This window comes from Trinickia symbiotica, from assembly GCF_002934455.1.
GTDB lineage: Bacteria > Pseudomonadota > Gammaproteobacteria > Burkholderiales > Burkholderiaceae > Trinickia > Trinickia symbiotica.
Genome location: NZ_PTIR01000002.1, coordinates 150526 through 168296, shown reverse-complemented (window position 1 = coordinate 168296; position 17771 = coordinate 150526). Strand labels below are relative to the sequence as shown.

The 17771-nt window shown below is 62.2% G+C and carries 17 protein-coding genes and 1 pseudogene; 9 read left to right on the top strand and 9 right to left on the bottom strand.

Annotated elements, in window-relative coordinates; translation table 11 throughout:
* The first annotated feature begins 37 nt into the window (after positions 1 to 37).
* From B0G57_RS04495 to B0G57_RS04480, 4 genes are read left to right on the top strand one after another with little or no spacing between them, the layout of a single operon-like run.
* Positions 38 to 1063, top strand: a complete 1026-nt coding sequence (locus tag B0G57_RS04495; protein ID WP_018439497.1) for an amidohydrolase family protein — start codon at positions 38 to 40, stop codon at positions 1061 to 1063.
* A 2-nt stretch (positions 1064 to 1065) separates the two neighbouring features.
* Positions 1066 to 1749 carry a 4-carboxy-4-hydroxy-2-oxoadipate aldolase/oxaloacetate decarboxylase gene (gene ligK, locus B0G57_RS04490; protein WP_026229460.1) on the top strand — a complete coding sequence of 228 codons (684 nt, stop codon included), beginning with the start codon at positions 1066 to 1068 and terminating at the stop codon, positions 1747 to 1749.
* A 20-nt stretch (positions 1750 to 1769) separates the two neighbouring features.
* Positions 1770 to 2483, top strand: a complete 714-nt coding sequence (locus B0G57_RS04485) for a substrate-binding domain-containing protein (RefSeq protein WP_018439499.1) — start codon at positions 1770 to 1772, stop codon at positions 2481 to 2483.
* Entirely contained in the window at positions 2480 to 3388 is a 909-nt protein-coding gene (locus tag B0G57_RS04480; RefSeq protein ID WP_018439500.1) for a DUF1932 domain-containing protein, read from the top strand. Before B0G57_RS04485 ends, B0G57_RS04480 begins: the two co-directional genes overlap by 4 nt.
* Before the next feature lie 51 nt (positions 3389 to 3439).
* Here the strand turns inward: B0G57_RS04480 and B0G57_RS04475 are convergent, their stop codons facing one another.
* Positions 3440 to 4687 carry a LysR family transcriptional regulator gene (locus tag B0G57_RS04475; protein WP_018439501.1) on the bottom strand — a complete coding sequence of 416 codons (1248 nt, stop codon included), beginning with the start codon at positions 4685 to 4687 and terminating at the stop codon, positions 3440 to 3442.
* A 456-nt stretch (positions 4688 to 5143) separates the two neighbouring features.
* On the opposite strand from B0G57_RS04475, the gene B0G57_RS04470 reads away from it, so the two are divergent.
* The 4 genes from B0G57_RS04470 to B0G57_RS04455 all read left to right on the top strand — a co-directional run bounded on the left by B0G57_RS04470 (position 5144) and on the right by B0G57_RS04455 (position 7665).
* On the top strand, positions 5144 to 5647 hold the full coding sequence (locus B0G57_RS04470; protein WP_035468347.1) for a hypothetical protein: 504 nt from the start codon (positions 5144 to 5146) through the stop codon (positions 5645 to 5647).
* Positions 5648 to 5959: 312 nt separating this feature from the next.
* Complete coding sequence (locus tag B0G57_RS04465; protein WP_018439504.1) at positions 5960 to 6598, top strand: cytochrome b/b6 domain-containing protein; 639 nt, start codon at positions 5960 to 5962, stop codon at positions 6596 to 6598.
* A gap of 37 nt (positions 6599 to 6635) precedes the next feature.
* Positions 6636 to 7430, top strand: coding sequence for a molybdopterin-dependent oxidoreductase (locus B0G57_RS04460; protein WP_020566058.1), 795 nt, complete (start codon positions 6636 to 6638; stop codon positions 7428 to 7430).
* A 13-nt stretch (positions 7431 to 7443) separates the two neighbouring features.
* Positions 7444 to 7665 carry a hypothetical protein gene (locus B0G57_RS04455; RefSeq protein ID WP_018439506.1) on the top strand — a complete coding sequence of 74 codons (222 nt, stop codon included), beginning with the start codon at positions 7444 to 7446 and terminating at the stop codon, positions 7663 to 7665.
* A 3-nt stretch (positions 7666 to 7668) separates the two neighbouring features.
* Here B0G57_RS04455 and B0G57_RS04450 read toward each other — a convergent pair whose 3' ends face one another.
* From B0G57_RS04450 to B0G57_RS04435, 4 genes are all read right to left on the bottom strand, one after another.
* On the bottom strand, positions 7669 to 8397 hold the full coding sequence (locus B0G57_RS04450) for a hypothetical protein (protein WP_146013310.1): 729 nt from the start codon (positions 8395 to 8397) through the stop codon (positions 7669 to 7671).
* Positions 8398 to 8564: 167 nt separating this feature from the next.
* Positions 8565 to 9569: a cytochrome P450 family protein gene (locus B0G57_RS04445; RefSeq protein WP_026229462.1), complete on the bottom strand. Its 1005-nt coding sequence runs from the start codon at positions 9567 to 9569 to the stop codon at positions 8565 to 8567.
* 37 nt (positions 9570 to 9606) lie between these two features.
* Positions 9607 to 10206: an acyl-homoserine-lactone synthase gene (locus tag B0G57_RS04440; RefSeq protein ID WP_026229463.1), complete on the bottom strand. Its 600-nt coding sequence runs from the start codon at positions 10204 to 10206 to the stop codon at positions 9607 to 9609.
* A 259-nt stretch (positions 10207 to 10465) separates the two neighbouring features.
* Positions 10466 to 10909, bottom strand: coding sequence for a DUF4902 domain-containing protein (locus tag B0G57_RS04435; protein ID WP_026229464.1), 444 nt, complete (start codon positions 10907 to 10909; stop codon positions 10466 to 10468).
* Between the two features lie 93 nt (positions 10910 to 11002).
* Here B0G57_RS04435 and B0G57_RS04430 point away from each other — a divergent pair, with 93 nt between their 5' ends.
* Positions 11003 to 11722 (top strand): autoinducer binding domain-containing protein, encoded by a 720-nt coding sequence (locus B0G57_RS04430; protein WP_026229465.1) that lies wholly within the window; start codon positions 11003 to 11005, stop codon positions 11720 to 11722.
* A 16-nt stretch (positions 11723 to 11738) separates the two neighbouring features.
* Here B0G57_RS04430 and B0G57_RS04425 read toward each other — a convergent pair whose 3' ends face one another.
* The 4 genes and pseudogenes from B0G57_RS04425 to B0G57_RS04410 form a co-directional block, all read right to left on the bottom strand.
* Positions 11739 to 13469, bottom strand: coding sequence for an AMP-binding protein (locus B0G57_RS04425; RefSeq protein WP_018439511.1), 1731 nt, complete (start codon positions 13467 to 13469; stop codon positions 11739 to 11741).
* A 93-nt stretch (positions 13470 to 13562) separates the two neighbouring features.
* Positions 13563 to 13823 (bottom strand): hypothetical protein, encoded by a 261-nt coding sequence (locus B0G57_RS04420; protein ID WP_018439512.1) that lies wholly within the window; start codon positions 13821 to 13823, stop codon positions 13563 to 13565.
* Between the two features lie 288 nt (positions 13824 to 14111).
* Positions 14112 to 16373, bottom strand: a complete 2262-nt coding sequence (locus B0G57_RS04415; protein WP_018439513.1) for a multicopper oxidase family protein — start codon at positions 16371 to 16373, stop codon at positions 14112 to 14114.
* Between the two features lie 245 nt (positions 16374 to 16618).
* Positions 16619 to 17491, bottom strand: a pseudogene (locus B0G57_RS04410) (sugar phosphate isomerase/epimerase family protein); the annotation flags it as partial.
* Between the last annotated feature and the right edge of the window lie 280 nt (positions 17492 to 17771).

Here is a 17771-nt window from a genome sequence, read left to right as displayed (position 1 = left end):
GTGACGAAAGGCAATTGACTTTCTGTTAGGGGAAACAATGATCATCGATATCCATGGCCACTACACGACCGCGCCGAAAGCGTTAGAGGCGTGGCGCAACCGGCAGATCGCGGGAATCGCGAATCCGTCCGAGATGCCAAGGGTGTCCGACCTGAAAATCGACGACGATGCGCTGCGCGAATCGATCGAATCCAATCAACTACGCTTGATGCGAGAGCGCGGCATCGATCTGACGGTTTTCAGCCCTCGGGCCAGTTTCATGGCGCATCACATCGGGGATTTTCAAATTTCGAGCACCTGGGCGGCGATCTGCAATGAGCTCTGTTATCGCGTGAGCCAGCTGTTCCCGGAGCAATTCGTGCCGGCGGCCATGCTGCCGCAAAGTCCGGGCGTGGACATCGCCACCTGCATCCCCGAACTCGTCAAGTGTGTGGAGCAGTACGGCAGCGTGGCCGTGAACTTGAATCCCGACCCATCGGGGGGACATTGGACGAGCCCGCCGTTGTCGGACCGCTACTGGTATCCGATCTACGAGAAGATGGTCGAGTACGACGTACCGGCGATGATCCATGTCAGCACGAGCTGTAACGCGTGCTTCCATACGACGGGCGCGCACTATCTGAACGCGGATACCACGGCATTCATGCAGTGCCTGACCTCGGACTTGTTCCGCGATTTTCCGACGTTGCGCTTTGTCATACCGCACGGCGGCGGCGCGGTGCCTTATCACTGGGGACGGTTCCGCGGGCTCGCGCAGGAACTGAAAAAGCCGCTGCTCGAGGAACACCTCCTACGCAACGTGTTTTTCGACACGTGCGTCTATCACCAGCCTGGCATCGATCTACTCACGCGCGTCATTCCGGTGGACAACATCCTGTTTGCGAGCGAGATGATCGGTGCAGTACGGGGGATCGATCCGCGGACGGGACACTATTTCGACGATACGAAACGCTATATCGAGGCGGCGCACATCGATGCCCAGGACCGCTACAAGATTTACGAGGGCAACGCGCGACGCGTCTATCCGCGTCTCGACGCAGCCCTCAACCGGAGAGAACATTGATGATGTACGAATTGGGCGTGGTCTACCGCAATATCGCGCGGGCTGACAAAAATATCGCCGAGCAACTGGGCGCTTTCGGATCGGCGACGGTGCACGAAGCCATGGGGCGCACGGGGCTGCTCAAACCCTATATGCGGCCGACCTATCGGCACGCACAAGCGTGCGGGACTGCCGTCACCGTGCTGTTGCAGCCTGGCGACAATTGGATGATGCACGTCGCCGCGGAGCAGATTCAGCCGGGCGACATCGTTGTTGCGGCGGTCACGGCTGAATGCACGGATGGCTACTTCGGCGATCTGCTGGCGACCAGCTTTCAAGCACGGGGCGCAAGAGCGCTCATCATCGACGCGGGTGTGCGCGACGTTCGCGTGCTCGAAGAAATGAAATTCCCCGTCTGGAGCAAAGCGATCTCGGCGAAAGGGACGATCAAGGCGACGCTCGGTTCGGTCAACGTTCCGGTCATCTGCGCAGGGGCGCTCGTCAATCCAGGCGACGTCGTCGTTGCGGACGGTGACGGCGTGGCCGTGGTGCCCTCGCACATGGCAGGACAGATTTTGGAAAAGGCCGCTGCCCGCGAGGCCAATGAGGCGGCGAAACGCGCGAAGCTCGCCTCCGGCGTGCTCGGCCTCGATATGTATGGCATGCGGGAGCCGTTGCGTCAGGCCGGGCTGCGCTACATCGATTGAAAACGAAGGCGGCAGTGGATATGTGTATCGATGCAATTGCAACGGCGCCGATCAGCGGCATTTCGTCGATGGCGACGAGTCAGTTGTTGGCCGAACTCGCGAGCGAATACGAGCGGCGTTCAGGCCTGCGCGTGCGGATCGAATCGGTCGGGGGCGTGGATGCGGCGCGACGTGCGAACGACGGCGAGCCATTTGACGTCGTCATACTCGCGGCCGATGCGATCGATCGTCTATCGGCCAATGGACGCATCGAACCGGACGGGCGCATCGACTTGGCGCGTTCAGGAATCGCGATGGCGGTGCGTGCGGGGGCGCGGTGCCCCGAGATCGGGACCGCGGCGGCGCTTCGCGAGACGCTCCTCGCTGCCCACCGCATCGGGTATTCGACGGGGCCAAGCGGTAGGCATGTCCTCGCCTTGTTCGAACGGCTCCGCGTTGTGGAAGCGATGTCTGCCCGTCTCGTGCAGGCACCGCCCGGCGTACCCGTGGGCACGCTCATCGCGCGGGGGGAAGTCGAAGTGGGCTTTCAGCAGCTGAGCGAACTGATTCGTCTGCCCGGCATCACTGTCGTCGGGCCGCTTCCTCCGGGCGCGCAGCATATGACGATCTTTTCGGCCGCGGTGTGCTCGGCATCGACGCGAAAAGTGGACGCGAAAGGACTGCTCGCATTTTTCGCATCGCCCGCGGCCGCGCCGGTGATCCGGCATCACGGTATGGAGCCCATCAAGTCATGAGTTCGATCGAGCGGATTGCGTTCATCGGTTTTGGGGAAGCCGGCGGTATCCTCGGCGCCGCGCTCAGCATGAAGGGCGTCGCGGTCGCTATGTTCGACCAATTGCTCGACGATCCGGCCGCCGCGCCGGCGATGCGGGGGAAAGCCGAGCGCCTCGGAGTGCGTCCTGCCATGACAGTGGCCGATGCAATCTCGGGCGCGCGACTGATCGTCTCGGCCGTCACGGCCGCCTCGGACGAGCAAGTTGCGCAGGCGGTCGCCACATGCATGACGGCCGGCCAAGTCTATGTCGACATCAACTCTGTCTCGCCCGCGATGAAGCGGCGCGCGCAACGGCTGATCGAGGATGCCGGCGGCGATTACATCGAATCGGCTGTGATGGCGCCTGTTCCTCCGTACGGCTTGTCGGTACCGATGCTGCTCGGTGGCCGGCGCGCCGCGGAGGTCGCCGCTCAGTTGTCGGCGCTTGGTCTCAACGCTCGCGCGGTGTCCGATAAGGTCGGCGTGGCATCGGCCGCCAAGATGTGCCGCAGCGTGATGATCAAGGGCATCGAAGCGCTGACGGTCGAGTGCTTGAGCGCTGCGCGAGCCTATGGCGCCGAGGAGATCGTGCTTGCTTCGCTACGCGAGACCTTCGACAAGATGCGCGAGACGCCGGATTTGCCCGGGTATCTGATCAGCCGTGTCGCAGAGCACGGCCGGCGGCGCGCCGAGGAAATGCGCGAAGTCGGCAAAACGCTCAGCGACACGGGCATCAAGCCCTGGATGAGCGAGGCATGCGCGCACCTTCAGGATCGGTTCGTCGATGATATGGACGCGCGCCAAATGCACTATCCGGCATTGTTGCCTTTTGTTTGGCGGGACGTGATCGACCGGCTTTTGCCTGACCTGGACGACGACGAATAAGCCAGTCGGCAAGCGATAGCGCCGTTCGATGCGATAGTGCGGGACGGGGCACTAGCGGCGGACCACGCGCGTCGTTCGCGCGACATCCCCGATCGACAGCCGTATCGCGTCGATGAGCGCACGAGCCGCCGGGGATGGAGCGCCGCCCGCGCGAAGCGTCAGCCCGATGTCGCGGCTCGTCTGACGGGTCGGCGCATCGAGCGCCACGATCTCGCCGGATTGCCGCTCGTAGTGCAGCTGTTGTGCCGAGGTCACGGCGAGCATATCGGTGCGAAGCAGCAGGCCGCGAATCACGGCCAGGTCGGCCGTTTCGACTGTTGGCGTCGGCGGCCTGATCTTGGCGCGCTTGAACATCGATTCGAACAGGCCGCGCGCGGGCGACTGCCTGCGCGGTAAGACCCATTGCATGTCGGCCAATTGCTTGACCGTCAGCTCGCGCTGCGCCGCCAGCGGGTGTTCACGACGCGCCAAGACGACGAGCTCCTCCGTCATCAGCTTTTCGTTCTGGAGTCCGCTTTGGGCATCGTATGGCCTCAGCGCACCGAGAATAAAGTCGACGTCGCCCGCTCTAAGGCCCCCCACGAGCGACTCGTAAGCGCTTTCGTCCGTCACCACGCGCACGCCCGGATATCGTTCGATGACGCGGGCGATGGCCTCGGGCAGGATGACCGTACGCCCGAGCGGCAACGCGCCCACGGTCACGCTGCCTTGAATGTGACCACGCAAAGCGGCGACGTCATCCGAGAGGTGACGCAATTCGTTCAATGCGCGACGCACGTGCAACAGGAACGTCTCGCCCTCGCTCGTCAACAGCAGACCGCGCGGATTCCGATGAAAGAGGGGCATGCCCGCGCCGCTTTCGAGAATCTTGATGGCGCTGCTGACGGCCGGTTGCGTGATGCCCAGGGCGCGTGCCGCGCTAGGCATGTGCTTGTGCCGAGCGAGCGTAACGAATAGCTGCAGCCGCCGCGTGTTGAGCAAATACGCCGGCAAGGTCTGCTCCGCCGCCGTATGCCGGCTCCCGCGGCGTGCGCGCGTCCAGCGCGCGACATCCTCCAATTCCCCGAACACGCGGGCACTGCGCTGAAGCACGGCTCGGCATACGCCCGTCGGCAACATGCCGGAGGGCTTGCGGTCGAACAAGCGCTCGTTGAGCGCCGCTTCGGTTTCCTGTACGGCCCTCGTGACGGCCGATTGCGCGCGAAACAGCGCGACCGCCGCCCGGCTGACACTGCCGGTTTCAGCAATCACGTGCACTGCGTGCAGGTGGGAGAGGTTCAAAGCATCGTTTTCGTTCATCGGTGACGAGAGTCGGTGCGATCGTCGGTGCTGTACTGGGCGGCCTGACGCGTGAGCGCAGTGTTTCAACCATCCGCCTGCGTGAGAGGAGTATAGCCACCTGGAGGCTGCAGATCGACCGGACGCGTATGCTTGCGACTTGATTTTCGATCTATCTGTTTCGTTTATCGGGCAGTCGTGGATAGAGAGGCAGCCGATGTCTTTTCGCCGATCGCGCGCCTCGCGCGGAGCTTTGCGCGACAGGTCTTTGCGCGATCGACGGATCGCGCGCACTCGCCATTTCGTAGTCCGCTGAGCAAGGCATAGCCGATCCGCTCACGTTTACCCTCGCTGTCCTGCGATCGCCTCTCTTTTCTATTGTTTCGAAGCGCCAGGACCGCAGGCTTGTGCGACCGGCGACTGGAAATCAAACATGAGAGGAGAACGACGATGGGTGGCAACTATGGCGCGAGCAACATGGGCAATGAAAGGCGCTCCGGCGCGCCGATGCAATCGAGTATTCGGCAGACGGTTCGTGCCGGGCTGGCCGGCGGACTGACCGGGGCAATGTTGATTTGGGTCTACGAGGCGCTCGTCTGGGTGGGGGCGCAGCATCTGATGCCGCTCGGCGGCATTCCACGCAATGCGACGGGACTCGTCTTCGGCAAGGACGTACAAGAGGCGCTCGGCGTCTGGGCTTATCTGCTGGGTACCGCAATTCACTTCGTCTTCGCGCTCGCGTGGGGCGTGCTCTTTGCAGTCATTTGGCCGTACTTCCGCCGGCGCGGTTATGAAGCGACGTTTGTCGCGTTGTTCTACGCGATCTTCGCTTGGATCGTCATGCATACGCTGATCAGCATTGCATCCAGCAACCACCCGAACTATTTCGATCCGAACATCGTGATCGGCGGATTTATGTCGCATTTCGTCTTCACCGTTCCACTCGCGCTCGTCGTCAAACGCATGCTGGCGGGGCGGTAATCGCCGCCACGTAGCAGGGATTCGGTCGTTCGTCACGGCCCAAGGTGTCCGTCCACGGTCCAGAGACAGTGGACAATTTTTTCTTTTCCAGCCTCTCGATCGTAGGTGGAAATCTCGCATCCGGAACGGAACAAGGCGCGTATAACATCGTGTAGCGGAAGCATGCAGAAGCCGCGTGTATCGCGCCGCCCAACCTAACTTGGAAGCCGGAACGGCCCAGCGACCCCGTCTAGTGCCGCCTGCTGAAAGCGCGCTTTCCGCCAAAACCGGTCTGCCGACATACCGTTGAACCATCCGATTGGGGGCCACACCATGGCAACCTCGCAAGCACGTGAAGGGCCGCACCGGGCGCCCGTACGACGCCCCGCGCTCGTGCACCCGCTTTGGGTCCGCATCACGCATTGGCTGAATGCGATCACGGCGATCGTCATGATGCTCTCGGGATGGCAAATCTACGATGCGTCGCCGATCTTTTCGGGGTTTGCGTTCCCGATGTCGATCACGCTCGGCGGCTGGCTGGCCGGAGCGTTGCAGTGGCACTTCGCGGCGATGTGGCTGCTGGTGGCGAACGGCATCATCTACCTTATGCTCGGGATTGCGACGGGGCGTCTCTTCTCCAAGTTCTTCCCGCTGTCGCCCCGCGCCGTCTGGCGTGACGTTGCACTGGCATTCAAGGGCGCACTCTCGCATGCCGATCTCTCGCAATACAACGCCGTGCAGCGGGTCGCCTATGTTGCCGCCATTGCGGACCTGATCGTGCTCGTGCTTTCAGGCCTCGCGATCTGGAAGTCGGTGCAGTTCCCGTTGTTGCGCGACATCATGGGCGGCTACGACTCCGCACGCATCGTGCATTTTTGCGCGATGTCCTTCCTGGCTTTGTTTCTCATCGTTCATATTGTGATGGCTGCATTGGTGCCACGCTCGCTGATAGCAATGCTGCGCGGCCGATAAAGCGTGTTCCGTCCCGAGGCGCCGAACGGAGGCATCAGTGAAACGGTCTCGAATTCCTGTTCATCCCGAGCATCGAGCATTTTCGCTCGATTCGAAGACGATCCTTGCCGACGCGCGTCGTGAGTTGGCCCTGCCTTCGCGGCGCGAATTTGGTAAACGCGTCCTATCCCTCGGCGGCCTGCTGATGCTGACCGGGTGCTCGCTCACAGACGACAAATCGGTCAACGCATTCCTCATGAGCGTCTCGCGCATGAACGATCGCGTTCAGGCATGGTTATTCGACGCAAAGCGGCTTGCGCCAACCTATAGCGAACCAGAGCTGACACGTCCGTTCCCGTTCAACGCGTATTACGGTATCGAGGATGTACCCGAGGTCGACCCCAACAGCTTCCAGCTGAAATTGAGCGGGCTTGTCAGCGGAAAGCGCATATGGAGCCTGCCGGAGCTTTACGCGTTGCCCCATGCCGAGCAAATCACGCGGCACATCTGCGTCGAGGGATGGAGCGCAATCGGGCACTGGGGCGGCACGCCATTCGCGGACTTCCTACGCCGCGTGGGTGCGGACACGAGCGCAAAATATGTCGGTTTCAAGTGCGCCGACGACTACTACGAGAGCATCGATATGCCGACGGCGCTCCATCCACAAACGCTGCTTGCATTTCAATATGACGGCGAGACCCTGCCGCCGAAGTATGGCTTCCCAATGAAGCTGCGCATACCGACGAAGCTCGGCTACAAGAATCCCAAACACATCATGGAAATCTTCGTGACGAATACGTTCCCGGGCGGCTATTGGAGCGACCAGGGGTACAACTGGTTCGGGGGATCCTGATTGGAGGCAATTCATGAGTAAGAAGGCAATCGCGGCGGTCGGCATTGTGCTCACCCTCGGGATCTCGTATGCATTCGCCCAAGAGGCGAGCGGCACGATGTCCGACTCGGAGATGGCGAGTGGCACCATGGCAAAACACCCGATGAAGAAGGGCAACGTGAAGCACACGCCTCAGAAGAAGGGCGGGGCAATGGGCATGAAGCACGAAGCGTCGGGTGCGACGGGGCAACAATGACCGTCAGTTCGAATGACGTCCCGGCTGCCACGCGCTCGGCACGGAGCGTAGACGCCCGTCCGGCAGCGCCACGTCCTTCTGCTCGTTGAGGAGCTCATACCTGGAGCAAACGCCGAAACACTGCTCCGCTTCTTGCGCGATTCGTGCGCAAAGCTCATCGGTCGCCCGGCCCACGGCATTGCGGCTGTATCGATAGGTGAACGCGACATTGACTGTCGCATCCGTCCGTCGCCGGTCGAGTTCGAGCAAATTGGACGACGACGCCATGGCTCGTGCATGCGCGGCCAGTTCGGCAAAGTGAAATTCGAGCCACTCGGAAAAGAAAAGTGCTTCATTGGCGGTCGGCAGCTTGAACGCCGCGTGGCTGCATGTCCCCACGCTGGCGGACTCGGCTGAGCTGATTTCCCGCTGCGCCAAACGCCATGCTTCGCCGGATCGGTTCGGCCGATCGTCGGCCTGGTGCCCACGCGCCGGCACATCCGGATAAAGATGCCGGCGTGCGTAGAGGGCTTGCCAAAACGACAGATCATCGTCGATGCGCGATGGCTGCATCGTCAATTCGAGCGACCGTCCGCCTGCACGCACGAGCGCGCGGGGAACAAGCCGCAGCTCGCACAACGTTTCACCGGCGCAGAGCACGCGGGCCGCTCGCGGCAGCCCGAGCTGCGGCAAAGCGGCATCGTCGGCAATGTTCGCGGTGAGACCGTGGCGATCGAGCCGAACGACGGTCATTCGTTGCGCAATATCCGCATACTCGACCGCGATGCGCATACAAGCGGAAAAACTGAATTCAGAGGCTACCGCAAGAGGAGTGCAAAGGGGCTGCACGATATTTCTCCTTCTCGACGCGGGATTACCGCGCCGTTTACTTCTAATTCGCAGAAGCTATCGGTTTTGCCCTATGCGATAAACCGCAGCTCGAGATGGTCGAGCTGTCGCGTGCCGTCGGAACGTGTATGCCACGAGGCACTTCTCTTCTTCGCTTCGATTTCGATCGGCATGCAAAGCAACGCGCGCAGCACGGCGACCGCTTGCGCTTTTGCGAGTTGGCGCCCGACGAACTCGAACGCGAGCCCGCTATCCGCGGTTTCGCGAGGGGCGTTGCGGCGCTGCGTGAAGTTGGCTTGTTTCTCTTCGACGAACGCCGCGACGCGAGACGGGTTGGCGCGCAGCTGCGCAAGTAGCTTCGGCCGCTGCATGGCCATGTCGACGAGCGGACCAATCAGGGATGCGCTCGGCTCGCTCCCTATGACGAGCAACTGCATCGCCGCGAACACGATCTCGTCTTCGATCGTGCCCAGCTCGGGCTCCCAGCGCGTTTCGAGCGCGGCGAAGAGGTTCGGAACGGCACGCGTATAACGCGGATAACGATAGACGTCAGCGAAGATTCTGCGAAGTTCATCGAGTGCCGATATCAGGTCCGCCAGCCGCCGCGGCGTCAATTGGCCGGGATCGCGTACGACTTCGAGCGTGCGGCGCAGGTGATGGAGCCGGCGACGCTGCTGATCGGCGAGTCCGGCCCACGCCGCCAACATCTCGGGCCACAGCGGCGCCGCAATCTCCTGCACGATGTCGAATTGCGACCGTCCCCGCAAGACAATCAGCTCGAGGCGAGCGCCCACGGTGGCTTGCGCAAGGGCGCCGAGGCGCGCGGTCGCGTCGGGCGGCATCGATCTCATGAGCCAGCGGTCGAACAGTGCATACGCCGAATGCCGTCGCGGGGCGATCAAGCGCGCAGCGGAGACTGCCGGCCGTGGTGGCAGGTCGATTTGCCAGGCCGCGGCTAACGCGCCGAGCGACGACAAGACGTCCCCCTCGGGGGCCGACTCATGGCCGAGCCCGCATGCGTCAATCGTTGCACGAAGAGTGGGCGGCTTGGCCGGCCACGGGACATTGGGCGTCATGAATTGTCCGACGAACGGTACGATTCCATGCCAATTGTCAGACGTTCCGGCTCGCAAGTCCAGCGCGAAGTCCCAACGCGTCCAAGGTTTGGCCGTCGATATCGATCCAGCACGCGACGACCATACGGCCGTCGATCCGCTGCGCCGGGCCGGCTCGGTGCGCATGGACGCCGATCCGCCGAAACAGGCGTTCCATGCTCGCGAACGTCACGCCGATCAGTTGCCGGGCGCCGAGTTGCGCGGCGCATTCGACGACCGAAGCGAGCATGGGCCGCACCGCCCAAGAGGCGCTTTCGTCGCGCGCTGTCTCGGGACTCGCGGCGAAACGAGACAATTCCCAAACATCGGGTGCTTCGGGTGCCGGCATATCCGGGGCCAACAGAAAAGGGAAAACGTCTCGCAACAAATAGGGACGGGTAGTGGGCAGGAGTCGAGCACAGCCGCAAATGGTGTCGGATTCGTCGCGCGCCACGACATAAACCGTATCGGCCCGGTCGTACTGATCGCGCTCGGAGCGGCTGTCGGCGAGCGGAAGATCCCAGCCCAACTGCTCGACGAATACTTGGTGCCGATATTGCGCAAGAGCGGCATCGACGTCGTCGGACAGGCGGCCCTCGCCGTGAACGGAAGTAAGCAGCATGGGGTCCTCGTATGGCATTTCTTTGGATGAGCGCATTACAGCGCGCACCCCGAGGACCGGTAACTGTCAACGTTGACAGGGCATCGAGGGCGAACAACACCCCGCGCCAGGAGCCGACAATCGCTCCTACGCTAGTGACAACATTTCGTATTGAGATTGAAAAGCGGCGTCTATATGCTTATAAATGAGTCCTGTAAGGAAACAGTTGATAGAAGACTGAGGATTGGGGTGAACCGAAATTGGTGCCGCACTCGCGTCACTGCAGCGTGCGATGCACGACGTCGAACTCGGACGCCAGGATGCGCGCCGTGCGCGCCACGCAGTTCGGCCAATTGAGCCGAGCGAGCCGACGAAGGAGCAGACGGGCCGTGCACGTCATACCGACATCGACCCCGTTTCGATCGATACACATAATGTTGCTTCGCACATCGCCCCAGGCGATCAGCAGGGCGCAAGATGGACGATCGAGATACCAGTCCCAGCCTACCGTCACGTAGGCGCTTCCGGGAAGGTGTGGCCGATGCCATTCGGTGTACCCGGCACTGGCCGCATCGATGCCGTCGGCCCGCAACTCATCGAGCAATTCGTCGTCGATAGCCGACTTGACGTGGCGAAGCTGCAAGGATTCGACCGCCCCTTCGGGGAGGCGGACGTAACCGTCGCGAGACGGGCTGTCTAGCCAGGCGGAAGTTTGTCTCATGCTGCGACTGTAGCAGTTGAACGTCGCCGTGAGACCTGCTAACTATGACAGCTTTGTGTTGTAAGTACGTGTTGTGTGTTGTGCGGGGAAATGATGGAGCCGTCAGGCTGGAATGAGAGCTATGAGCAGTTGCGCGAAGCGAAAGACGAGCGCCAACTCTTCGAGAGAATCGCGGGCGTCGCCAGGAAACTGGGCTTCGAGTACTGCTGCTACGGAATCCGGGTCCCGCTGCCCGTGTCGAACCCTGCCGTGGCGATATTCGATACCTACCCGGCCGGGTGGATGAAGCACTATCAGGATAGTCATTTCATCGAGGTGGACCCGACCGTGCGCGAAGGGATGAACAGCGCAGGACTCATCCTATGGCCAGAGGCCACCTCGAACGCACCGCGACTATGGACGGACGCGCGCGACTTCGGTTTGCGTGTCGGGGTCGCACATTCGAGCTGGGCCGCGCACGGCGTCTACGGGCTGCTGACGATGGCGCGCTCCGCCGAACCGCTCAGGGGTCCTGAGATAGACCTGCTGACGTTGAGAGCGAACTGGCTCGCCAATCTTTCGCATGCGCTGATGAGCGAGTTTCTCGTGCCGAAGCTCGCGCCCGAGGCGCTCGTCGAGCTCACCCCTCGCGAATCGGAAGTGCTGCGTTGGACGGGCGAAGGCAAAACGGCGTGCGAAATCGGGAAAATCCTCAGCATCTCCGAGCGCACGGTGAACTTTCACGTCAACAACGTACTGCTGAAGCTCAATGCGACCAACAAGGTGCAAGCCGTCGTCAAGGCGATCGCGATGGGGCTGATCGCGTCCGCCTGACGAAAGTTCGGGTCACTCAGCGACGTTCCGGAAAGTCTTCGTCCCAGTACTCGCCGGGCAGACGCACCGGTGCATCGCCGCGCTCGGCCTCTCGACGACGCAGCTCGACGCGGCGAATTTTGCCGGAAATCGTCTTCGGCAATTCGTAAAGCTCGATGCGGCGGATTCGCTTGTACGGTGCGAGCCGCTCGCGCGAGAAACGAAAGACGCTTTCCACGAGCTCCGGGCCGTAAGTGAAGCCGTGCCGCAGCATAACGTAGGCTTTTGGCACCGATAGTCTCAGTGGATCGGGGCTCGGCACGACGGCCGCTTCGGCGATTGCCTCGTGTTCGATGAGGACGCTTTCGAGCTCGAATGGGCTCAACCGGTAGTCGGACGACTTGAACACATCGTCGGCCCGGCCGACATAGACGTAATAGCCATCGTCGCGCCGCATGCCGATATCGGAGGTTCGGTAGAGCGCGTCGCGCATGACGTGACGCGTGGCCTCCGCGTTGTTTGCATAGCCTGCCATCAGGCCGAGCGGCGCGCCTGAATCGCGCCCGCCGGACGCGTCGAGCATCAGCGCGATCTCTCCTTCGTCCGCGGGCTTGCCGTCGGGGTCGATGAGCGTGACGCGATAGCCGGGCATCGGTCTTCCCATCGAGCCGGGCACGATCGACTGGCCGGGCGGGTTGCCGATCACGCAGGTCGTCTCTGTCTGGCCATAGCCGTCGCGGATCGCGACTTGCCAAGCGTTCTTGACGCGCTCGATGATCTCGGGATTGAGCGGCTCGCCCGCGCTGGCGATTTCGCGCAATTCGACGTCGTAGCTCGCAAGCGGTTCCTGTACCAGCATGCGCCAGACGGTGGGCGGCGCGCACATCGTCGTGACGCGGTGGCTTACGACGGCCTCGAGTGCCTGCCGAGCGTCGAATCGCGCGAAGTTGAGCACGAAGATGCAGGCCCCGGCGTTCCACGGCGCAAAAAAGCAGCTCCATGCGTGCTTCGCCCAGCCCGACGAACTGATGTTCCAATGGATGTCGCCGGGCTGCAGGCCGAGCCAGTACATCGTCGACAGGTGTCCGACCGGATAGCTTTGATGCGTGTGCGCAACGAGTTTCGGATTCGACGTCGTCCCGGACGTGAAGTAGAGCAACAACGGATCTTTTGCGTTGGTCGTGCCGTCCGGCTCGAATTCGGCCGGCGCATCGTAGCCGTCGTTGAAGTCGAGCCAGCCTTTGGGGCAGCCTGCGGCAATGGAGTCGCCGGAGCCGACCGCGATCTTCACGAGTGCGGCGTCGAGTCCATCGAACTTGGCCTGCTCGGCGGCATCGGCGATCGCGAATCGCGGCTCGGCCGTCCGCACGCGTTCGCGGACGTCGCCAGCCGTCAACTGCATCGCCGCCGGCAACAGGACGGCGCCGAGCTTCATCGCGGCGAGCATGGTGTCCCATAGTTCGACGCGGTTGGGCAGCATCAGGAAGACGCGGTCGCCGCGACGCACGCCGAGGCCGCGCAGGTAGTTGGCGATTCGCGACGAACGCTCGGACATCTGAGCGAACGAAAACTTCTGATGCTGGCCGCTGCCGGCAACGATCCATAGCGCGGGCGCGTCGTTGCCGCGCGCCATGACGTCGAAGTAGTCGAGCGCCCAATTGAACGCGTCGAGTTCCGGCCATGCGAACTCCCGATAGGCGCGCTCGTAGTCCATGCGGTACCGCAGCAAAAGGTCGCGTGCGGCCAGAAAGCGTGCCGAGCCTGTCATCCTCGTCTCCTATTTGTCTCTGTCTTCGTCAGTCGCGCGTGGCTGCGCTTCTTAGTTATAGCTGTCGACGAGAAAGACGAGGGGGGCGTCGGATCAGCTCACGCCGAGTCCGCGCAGGACGGCGGTGCCGTCGGGAGTCAGTTGGAAGCGGGCCGCGCCGTCGGCCGTGCCGACCTGCTCGATCAATCCGGCTTCCTGCAGCATCGGAATTTCAGGTTTCGCCGACACATCGATCGGCGAGTGCAGCAACAGCAAGAGCGTCGCGATCTCGTGATGGCTCAGGATGCGGCGCAAGATGGTGCGCGGCTTCACAGAGACGGTCGTCGACATGGCTTGTTCGTTCGTGTTCGGCATGAGGGCGGCTCTCCATCCTCGGAATGAGTCTCGGAATTCGTCCGACGATGGTGCGCAAGCTGACTTAAGCGATTCTTAAAACGTTCGGCGTATAAGCAGGGTCCATCGTGTACGTCTTTCCGCTTAACCACATGAATTACAAGGGTTTTCATCGGTCTTCGCTTGCCTTGGCGTAACACGCTGTTGCATCTTTTTTGGGTCGCTGGACAGTAGCAACTGTATTGCGGCAGTTCCATGTCGCAGAGCTGGGAGCTATCTCGGGGCCTTTCGCATGTACTCGCGACGCCGTCACTTCACTGCAACGGCCTGGACGTTTCCGGCCCGACATATCGGTGCGGCAAGCGCGAGTTGGCTCGAGCGCCGCGTGCCATAACGCAGGCCGTCCATGAACGCATCGATACCCGCTTTTGCGGTGGAGAACATCTGGGAGACGCCCGAGATGAAGGCCGTTGTCGGCGTGACGATTTCGACGTTCTGCATCATCCCCGCGTCCTCGTGATCGAGGATATGGCAGTGCATGACGAATTCGCCAGTGAAGTCCTTGTAGTGCGTGCGCATGACGACCGTATAGCCAGCCTTCACAAAGATCGTGTCCACGAAGACATTGCGCAGCGCGCAATATTGCTGATCACCGGTGGCAAGTTCCTCGGCCGTGCAATTGCCGCTCGCGTCGAAGATCGTGACGCCACGCGGATTGACGATGTCGACGACCTCAAACGGATTGACGTGGATGTGAAACACGTGGCCGCCCGCGCCGGCCTTCAGACGCCATTCGTCCGTCGTGCCGAGCGTCGCTGTGTAGTCGATGCGTGCGGGGTCATAGGTCTGCCCGTTCATCATGAAGCGCAACGCGCCGTTCGAGAAGCCGACGTCGAGCAGTATCGATACCTGCTTGTTGACCGGCCCGATAAGCGGTTTTTCCGGTGCGAAGACGTGCGTGTCGAGCGAGCGCAGGTCCGCAAGAACGTCGGGGGGCAGATCGCGATTGGCGTCGACGAGGCGGTTTCGGACATATTGCCAGTACTTCGAATGCCCGAGGCCGTCGGGCGCGTACGCCGGGACGTTCGTGCCGGGGCCGACGCGCACGAGGGCGAGCAAGCGCCGGTCTTTCACGTTCCCCGCGCCAGGCCGGAAGTCGATTGTCGTAGCCGCGTCGGCCGCTTCGTCGAGCATGCAGTAGAGGCCGGGCGCAGGAAATGCCATGAGCACGTCCCTGCGATAGCCGGGGTTCAGCGTCTCGACGTCTTTCTCGACCATGGCGTTGCGCGTCAAGCCGTCATCGGCGATTTCGACTTGCTTTACCACTTCGCCACTGCAGAGTTGATCGAGCGTGGTCACTCTTTCCGCTCGGCTGCGCCGGCTGGCCAAAAGCGCGCTGGCGGCATCCGTTGCCGCGTCGACGTCTTGCGCGCTCAGGGCGATGCTGTCTGCGCGGCCGAGCGCCGCGAAATTCGCCCGCACGACTTTCAAGTTGATCGTGTCGCGATTGCCCCCATGCACGAGGCGCCAACGCTGGATCTCACCCGCCGGCAAAAAGCCGCGTACGGAGGGAAAGTACGGCTGCACTACGCCGTTGATCTGTGTGTAGCGTCCGGAAATAGCCCATGTGGAATTGAATTGTCCCGTGTGACCCGGGCGCGGATCGGCGAGATTGGTCAACTGGTGCGTGTAGTTTCGCAACTCACCGACGCTGCCGCGCGGGCAGACCCATTCGTAGGTGACGGGATCGGCGAGCGGCGCCTCGGCGTTCGCGTCGGCAAAGCAGCCGTATTCGATCTGTTGGAACAGAAAGACGTGTTCGGGAAATGGCCTTCCAGAACGGGCATCGTGAAGGATCGTATCGATATCGGCGATTCCGCCGTTAGCCTCTCGCCGAGCGGCGGTACGGTGACCGCGGACGATCAGCACGCCTTCCATGCCGCTTGCGACGTCGATGGCCGTCGAGCCATGCCGGTGCGAGTGGTACCAGAACGTGCCGGCCGGATGATTGCGCGGGATCGGATAGATGTAGTTGGCCGAATCGCCCGGTGGCACACTGACGAATACGTTGTCGCTGCTCCCCGATGGCGATACGTGCATGCCGTGCATGTGAACGTTCACCGTGTTGAAGCAATGCGGCGTGTCGTGCGCGGCATCGGGCGGACACGTGTCGGCCGATTCGGGCGGCAACGCGTTGTTGAGCCGCAGCTTGAGCGTCTTCCCCGGCTCGACGCTGATTGTGGGCCCCATCGGGCAACCATTGTAGGCCCGCAGCTTGACCTGATCGTAGGCGTTCGTCGATGGGTTAAAGATGCGATATGACGAGTAGCCGACGTCAAGCGTGACCGGACGTGAACTGTCGAAGACGTAGGCGGCGCCGCCGCATGGCCCGCGCGTGCCGAGTTGCTGGGCACCGCGCTCGAAAGCGTGCGCGACACCTGGCGAGTCGACGGCGGTGGTGTCGTCCAGATCGATGAACGAACGTGCTGAGTCGGGCGCCGCGGATGACAGCGTGCTAAAAGATAACGCCGCGTAAGCTGCGACCGCGGCAATTAACCGAACGAACCGCATGATTAGACCTGCTTAGCCATTGACTGTTTTAGCTCTGCGGGGACCGGTGCACCGCAGTTGCCGCCGATTACTCGACGGAAAGCATACTGATTAAACGGTCGAAAACAACTAAAACGATCGGCTTGTCCGAAACTGGCGGTTCTAATGTTTGCGTAAGGCGTTGTGATAGATCTCCCGTGCCTTTCGAGAGATGTCGGTCTAGCGTGGCGAATGAGAAGCGAACCTTGCGTGGGCTCCCGCTTTCATCCGCGCGTTACATGACTCGGAGCCGGCCGCGCCGAGCGCGACGTCGATTCGGCGGCGAGCAGCGACCGGGCGCGCTCCTCGAGCTCGAGCAGCGAGCAATAGCCGTCTCGGGCCACGCCCGCGGGCGGTGCGGCACGATACGCATCATTGAAGATCTCGAGCGAGAGCGGGCCCGAATAGCCCGATTCGATCACACGGGCCGTAAACCCGACCATGTCGAAATCGCCGTGCCCAGGAAAGCAGCGGTGATGCCGGCTCCATTCGAGCACGTCGAGCGCGAGCGTCGGGGCGTCGGCGAGCTGGACGAAAGCGATTCGCTCGCCGGGAATCGACGCGATGTCGTCGGCGGAGTCGCCGCGGGAAAAGGTGTGGAAACTATCGAGGGCGAGCCCCAAGTTCGAATCGCCGACGGCTTGCACGATGCGCCAGGCATGGCCGTGACGATTGACGTGGCGGCCCCAGGCGAGCGCTTCATAGCCCACGACGATGCCGGAGGCCCGTGCCGCGCGCGCGAGGGTGCCGAGTTGATCGCCGATGAGCGAATCGTCGCCTATCGCATCGCTCGACACATTACTGCAAAGGAGCAAGCGGTCGATGCCCAGCTCATGCATGACGTCGAACGTACGCTGCGCACGCTCGAGATTGTGAGCGAGGCGCTCGGCGCTGACGCCCTCGAAATCGCGAAACGGCTGATAAAGCACGAGCTCGAGGCCGAGATCCGCCGCGATGCGCCGGACGTCGGCCGGGGACTCTTTCGCTGAGCGCAGATCGTCGTCGAATATTTCGGCGCCGTCAAACCCGGCTTGCCGGATCGCATTCAGCTTCTCGACGAGCGTGCCGCTGACGGACACCGTGGCGATCGAACGTTTCATGAAGATACTCCGAGAGGGGCGGTCACGTCGCTCGTCACCAAGTGGCGAGCCAAGCAAGAATGTACGAGTTGATTACATGACAACGGGGCGCCGATCCCAATGTCGGCTGGAAGATTGTAGCCGATTCTACGGACTAACTAGATGGTACAAATTCGTATAAACCCCAAACGACAAACGAGCGGGAATGCGCGAAACTCAGTCCCGATCGCCGCACGCCGTGTGCCTCGATGTCGCCGTCGGGGTGACGCGTGCGATCAGCGAACGATGATCATGGCTTCTG

Coding starts and splice junctions, on each gene's coding strand:
- B0G57_RS04495 (WP_018439497.1), top strand. CDS start 38: ATGATCATCGATATCCATGGCCACTACACGACCGCGCCGAAAGCGTTA.
- ligK (WP_026229460.1), top strand. CDS start 1,066: ATGTACGAATTGGGCGTGGTCTACCGCAATATCGCGCGGGCTGACAAA.
- B0G57_RS04485 (WP_018439499.1), top strand. CDS start 1,770: ATGTGTATCGATGCAATTGCAACGGCGCCGATCAGCGGCATTTCGTCG.
- B0G57_RS04480 (WP_018439500.1), top strand. CDS start 2,480: ATGAGTTCGATCGAGCGGATTGCGTTCATCGGTTTTGGGGAAGCCGGC.
- B0G57_RS04475 (WP_018439501.1), bottom strand. CDS start 4,687: ATGAACGAAAACGATGCTTTGAACCTCTCCCACCTGCACGCAGTGCAC.
- B0G57_RS04470 (WP_035468347.1), top strand. CDS start 5,144: ATGGGCAATGAAAGGCGCTCCGGCGCGCCGATGCAATCGAGTATTCGG.
- B0G57_RS04465 (WP_018439504.1), top strand. CDS start 5,960: ATGGCAACCTCGCAAGCACGTGAAGGGCCGCACCGGGCGCCCGTACGA.
- B0G57_RS04455 (WP_018439506.1), top strand. CDS start 7,444: ATGAGTAAGAAGGCAATCGCGGCGGTCGGCATTGTGCTCACCCTCGGG.
- B0G57_RS04450 (WP_146013310.1), bottom strand. CDS start 8,397: ATGACCGTCGTTCGGCTCGATCGCCACGGTCTCACCGCGAACATTGCC.
- B0G57_RS04445 (WP_026229462.1), bottom strand. CDS start 9,569: ATGACGCCCAATGTCCCGTGGCCGGCCAAGCCGCCCACTCTTCGTGCA.
- B0G57_RS04435 (WP_026229464.1), bottom strand. CDS start 10,909: ATGAGACAAACTTCCGCCTGGCTAGACAGCCCGTCTCGCGACGGTTAC.
- B0G57_RS04430 (WP_026229465.1), top strand. CDS start 11,003: ATGGAGCCGTCAGGCTGGAATGAGAGCTATGAGCAGTTGCGCGAAGCG.
- B0G57_RS04425 (WP_018439511.1), bottom strand. CDS start 13,469: ATGACAGGCTCGGCACGCTTTCTGGCCGCACGCGACCTTTTGCTGCGG.
- B0G57_RS04420 (WP_018439512.1), bottom strand. CDS start 13,823: ATGCCGAACACGAACGAACAAGCCATGTCGACGACCGTCTCTGTGAAG.
- B0G57_RS04415 (WP_018439513.1), bottom strand. CDS start 16,373: ATGCGGTTCGTTCGGTTAATTGCCGCGGTCGCAGCTTACGCGGCGTTA.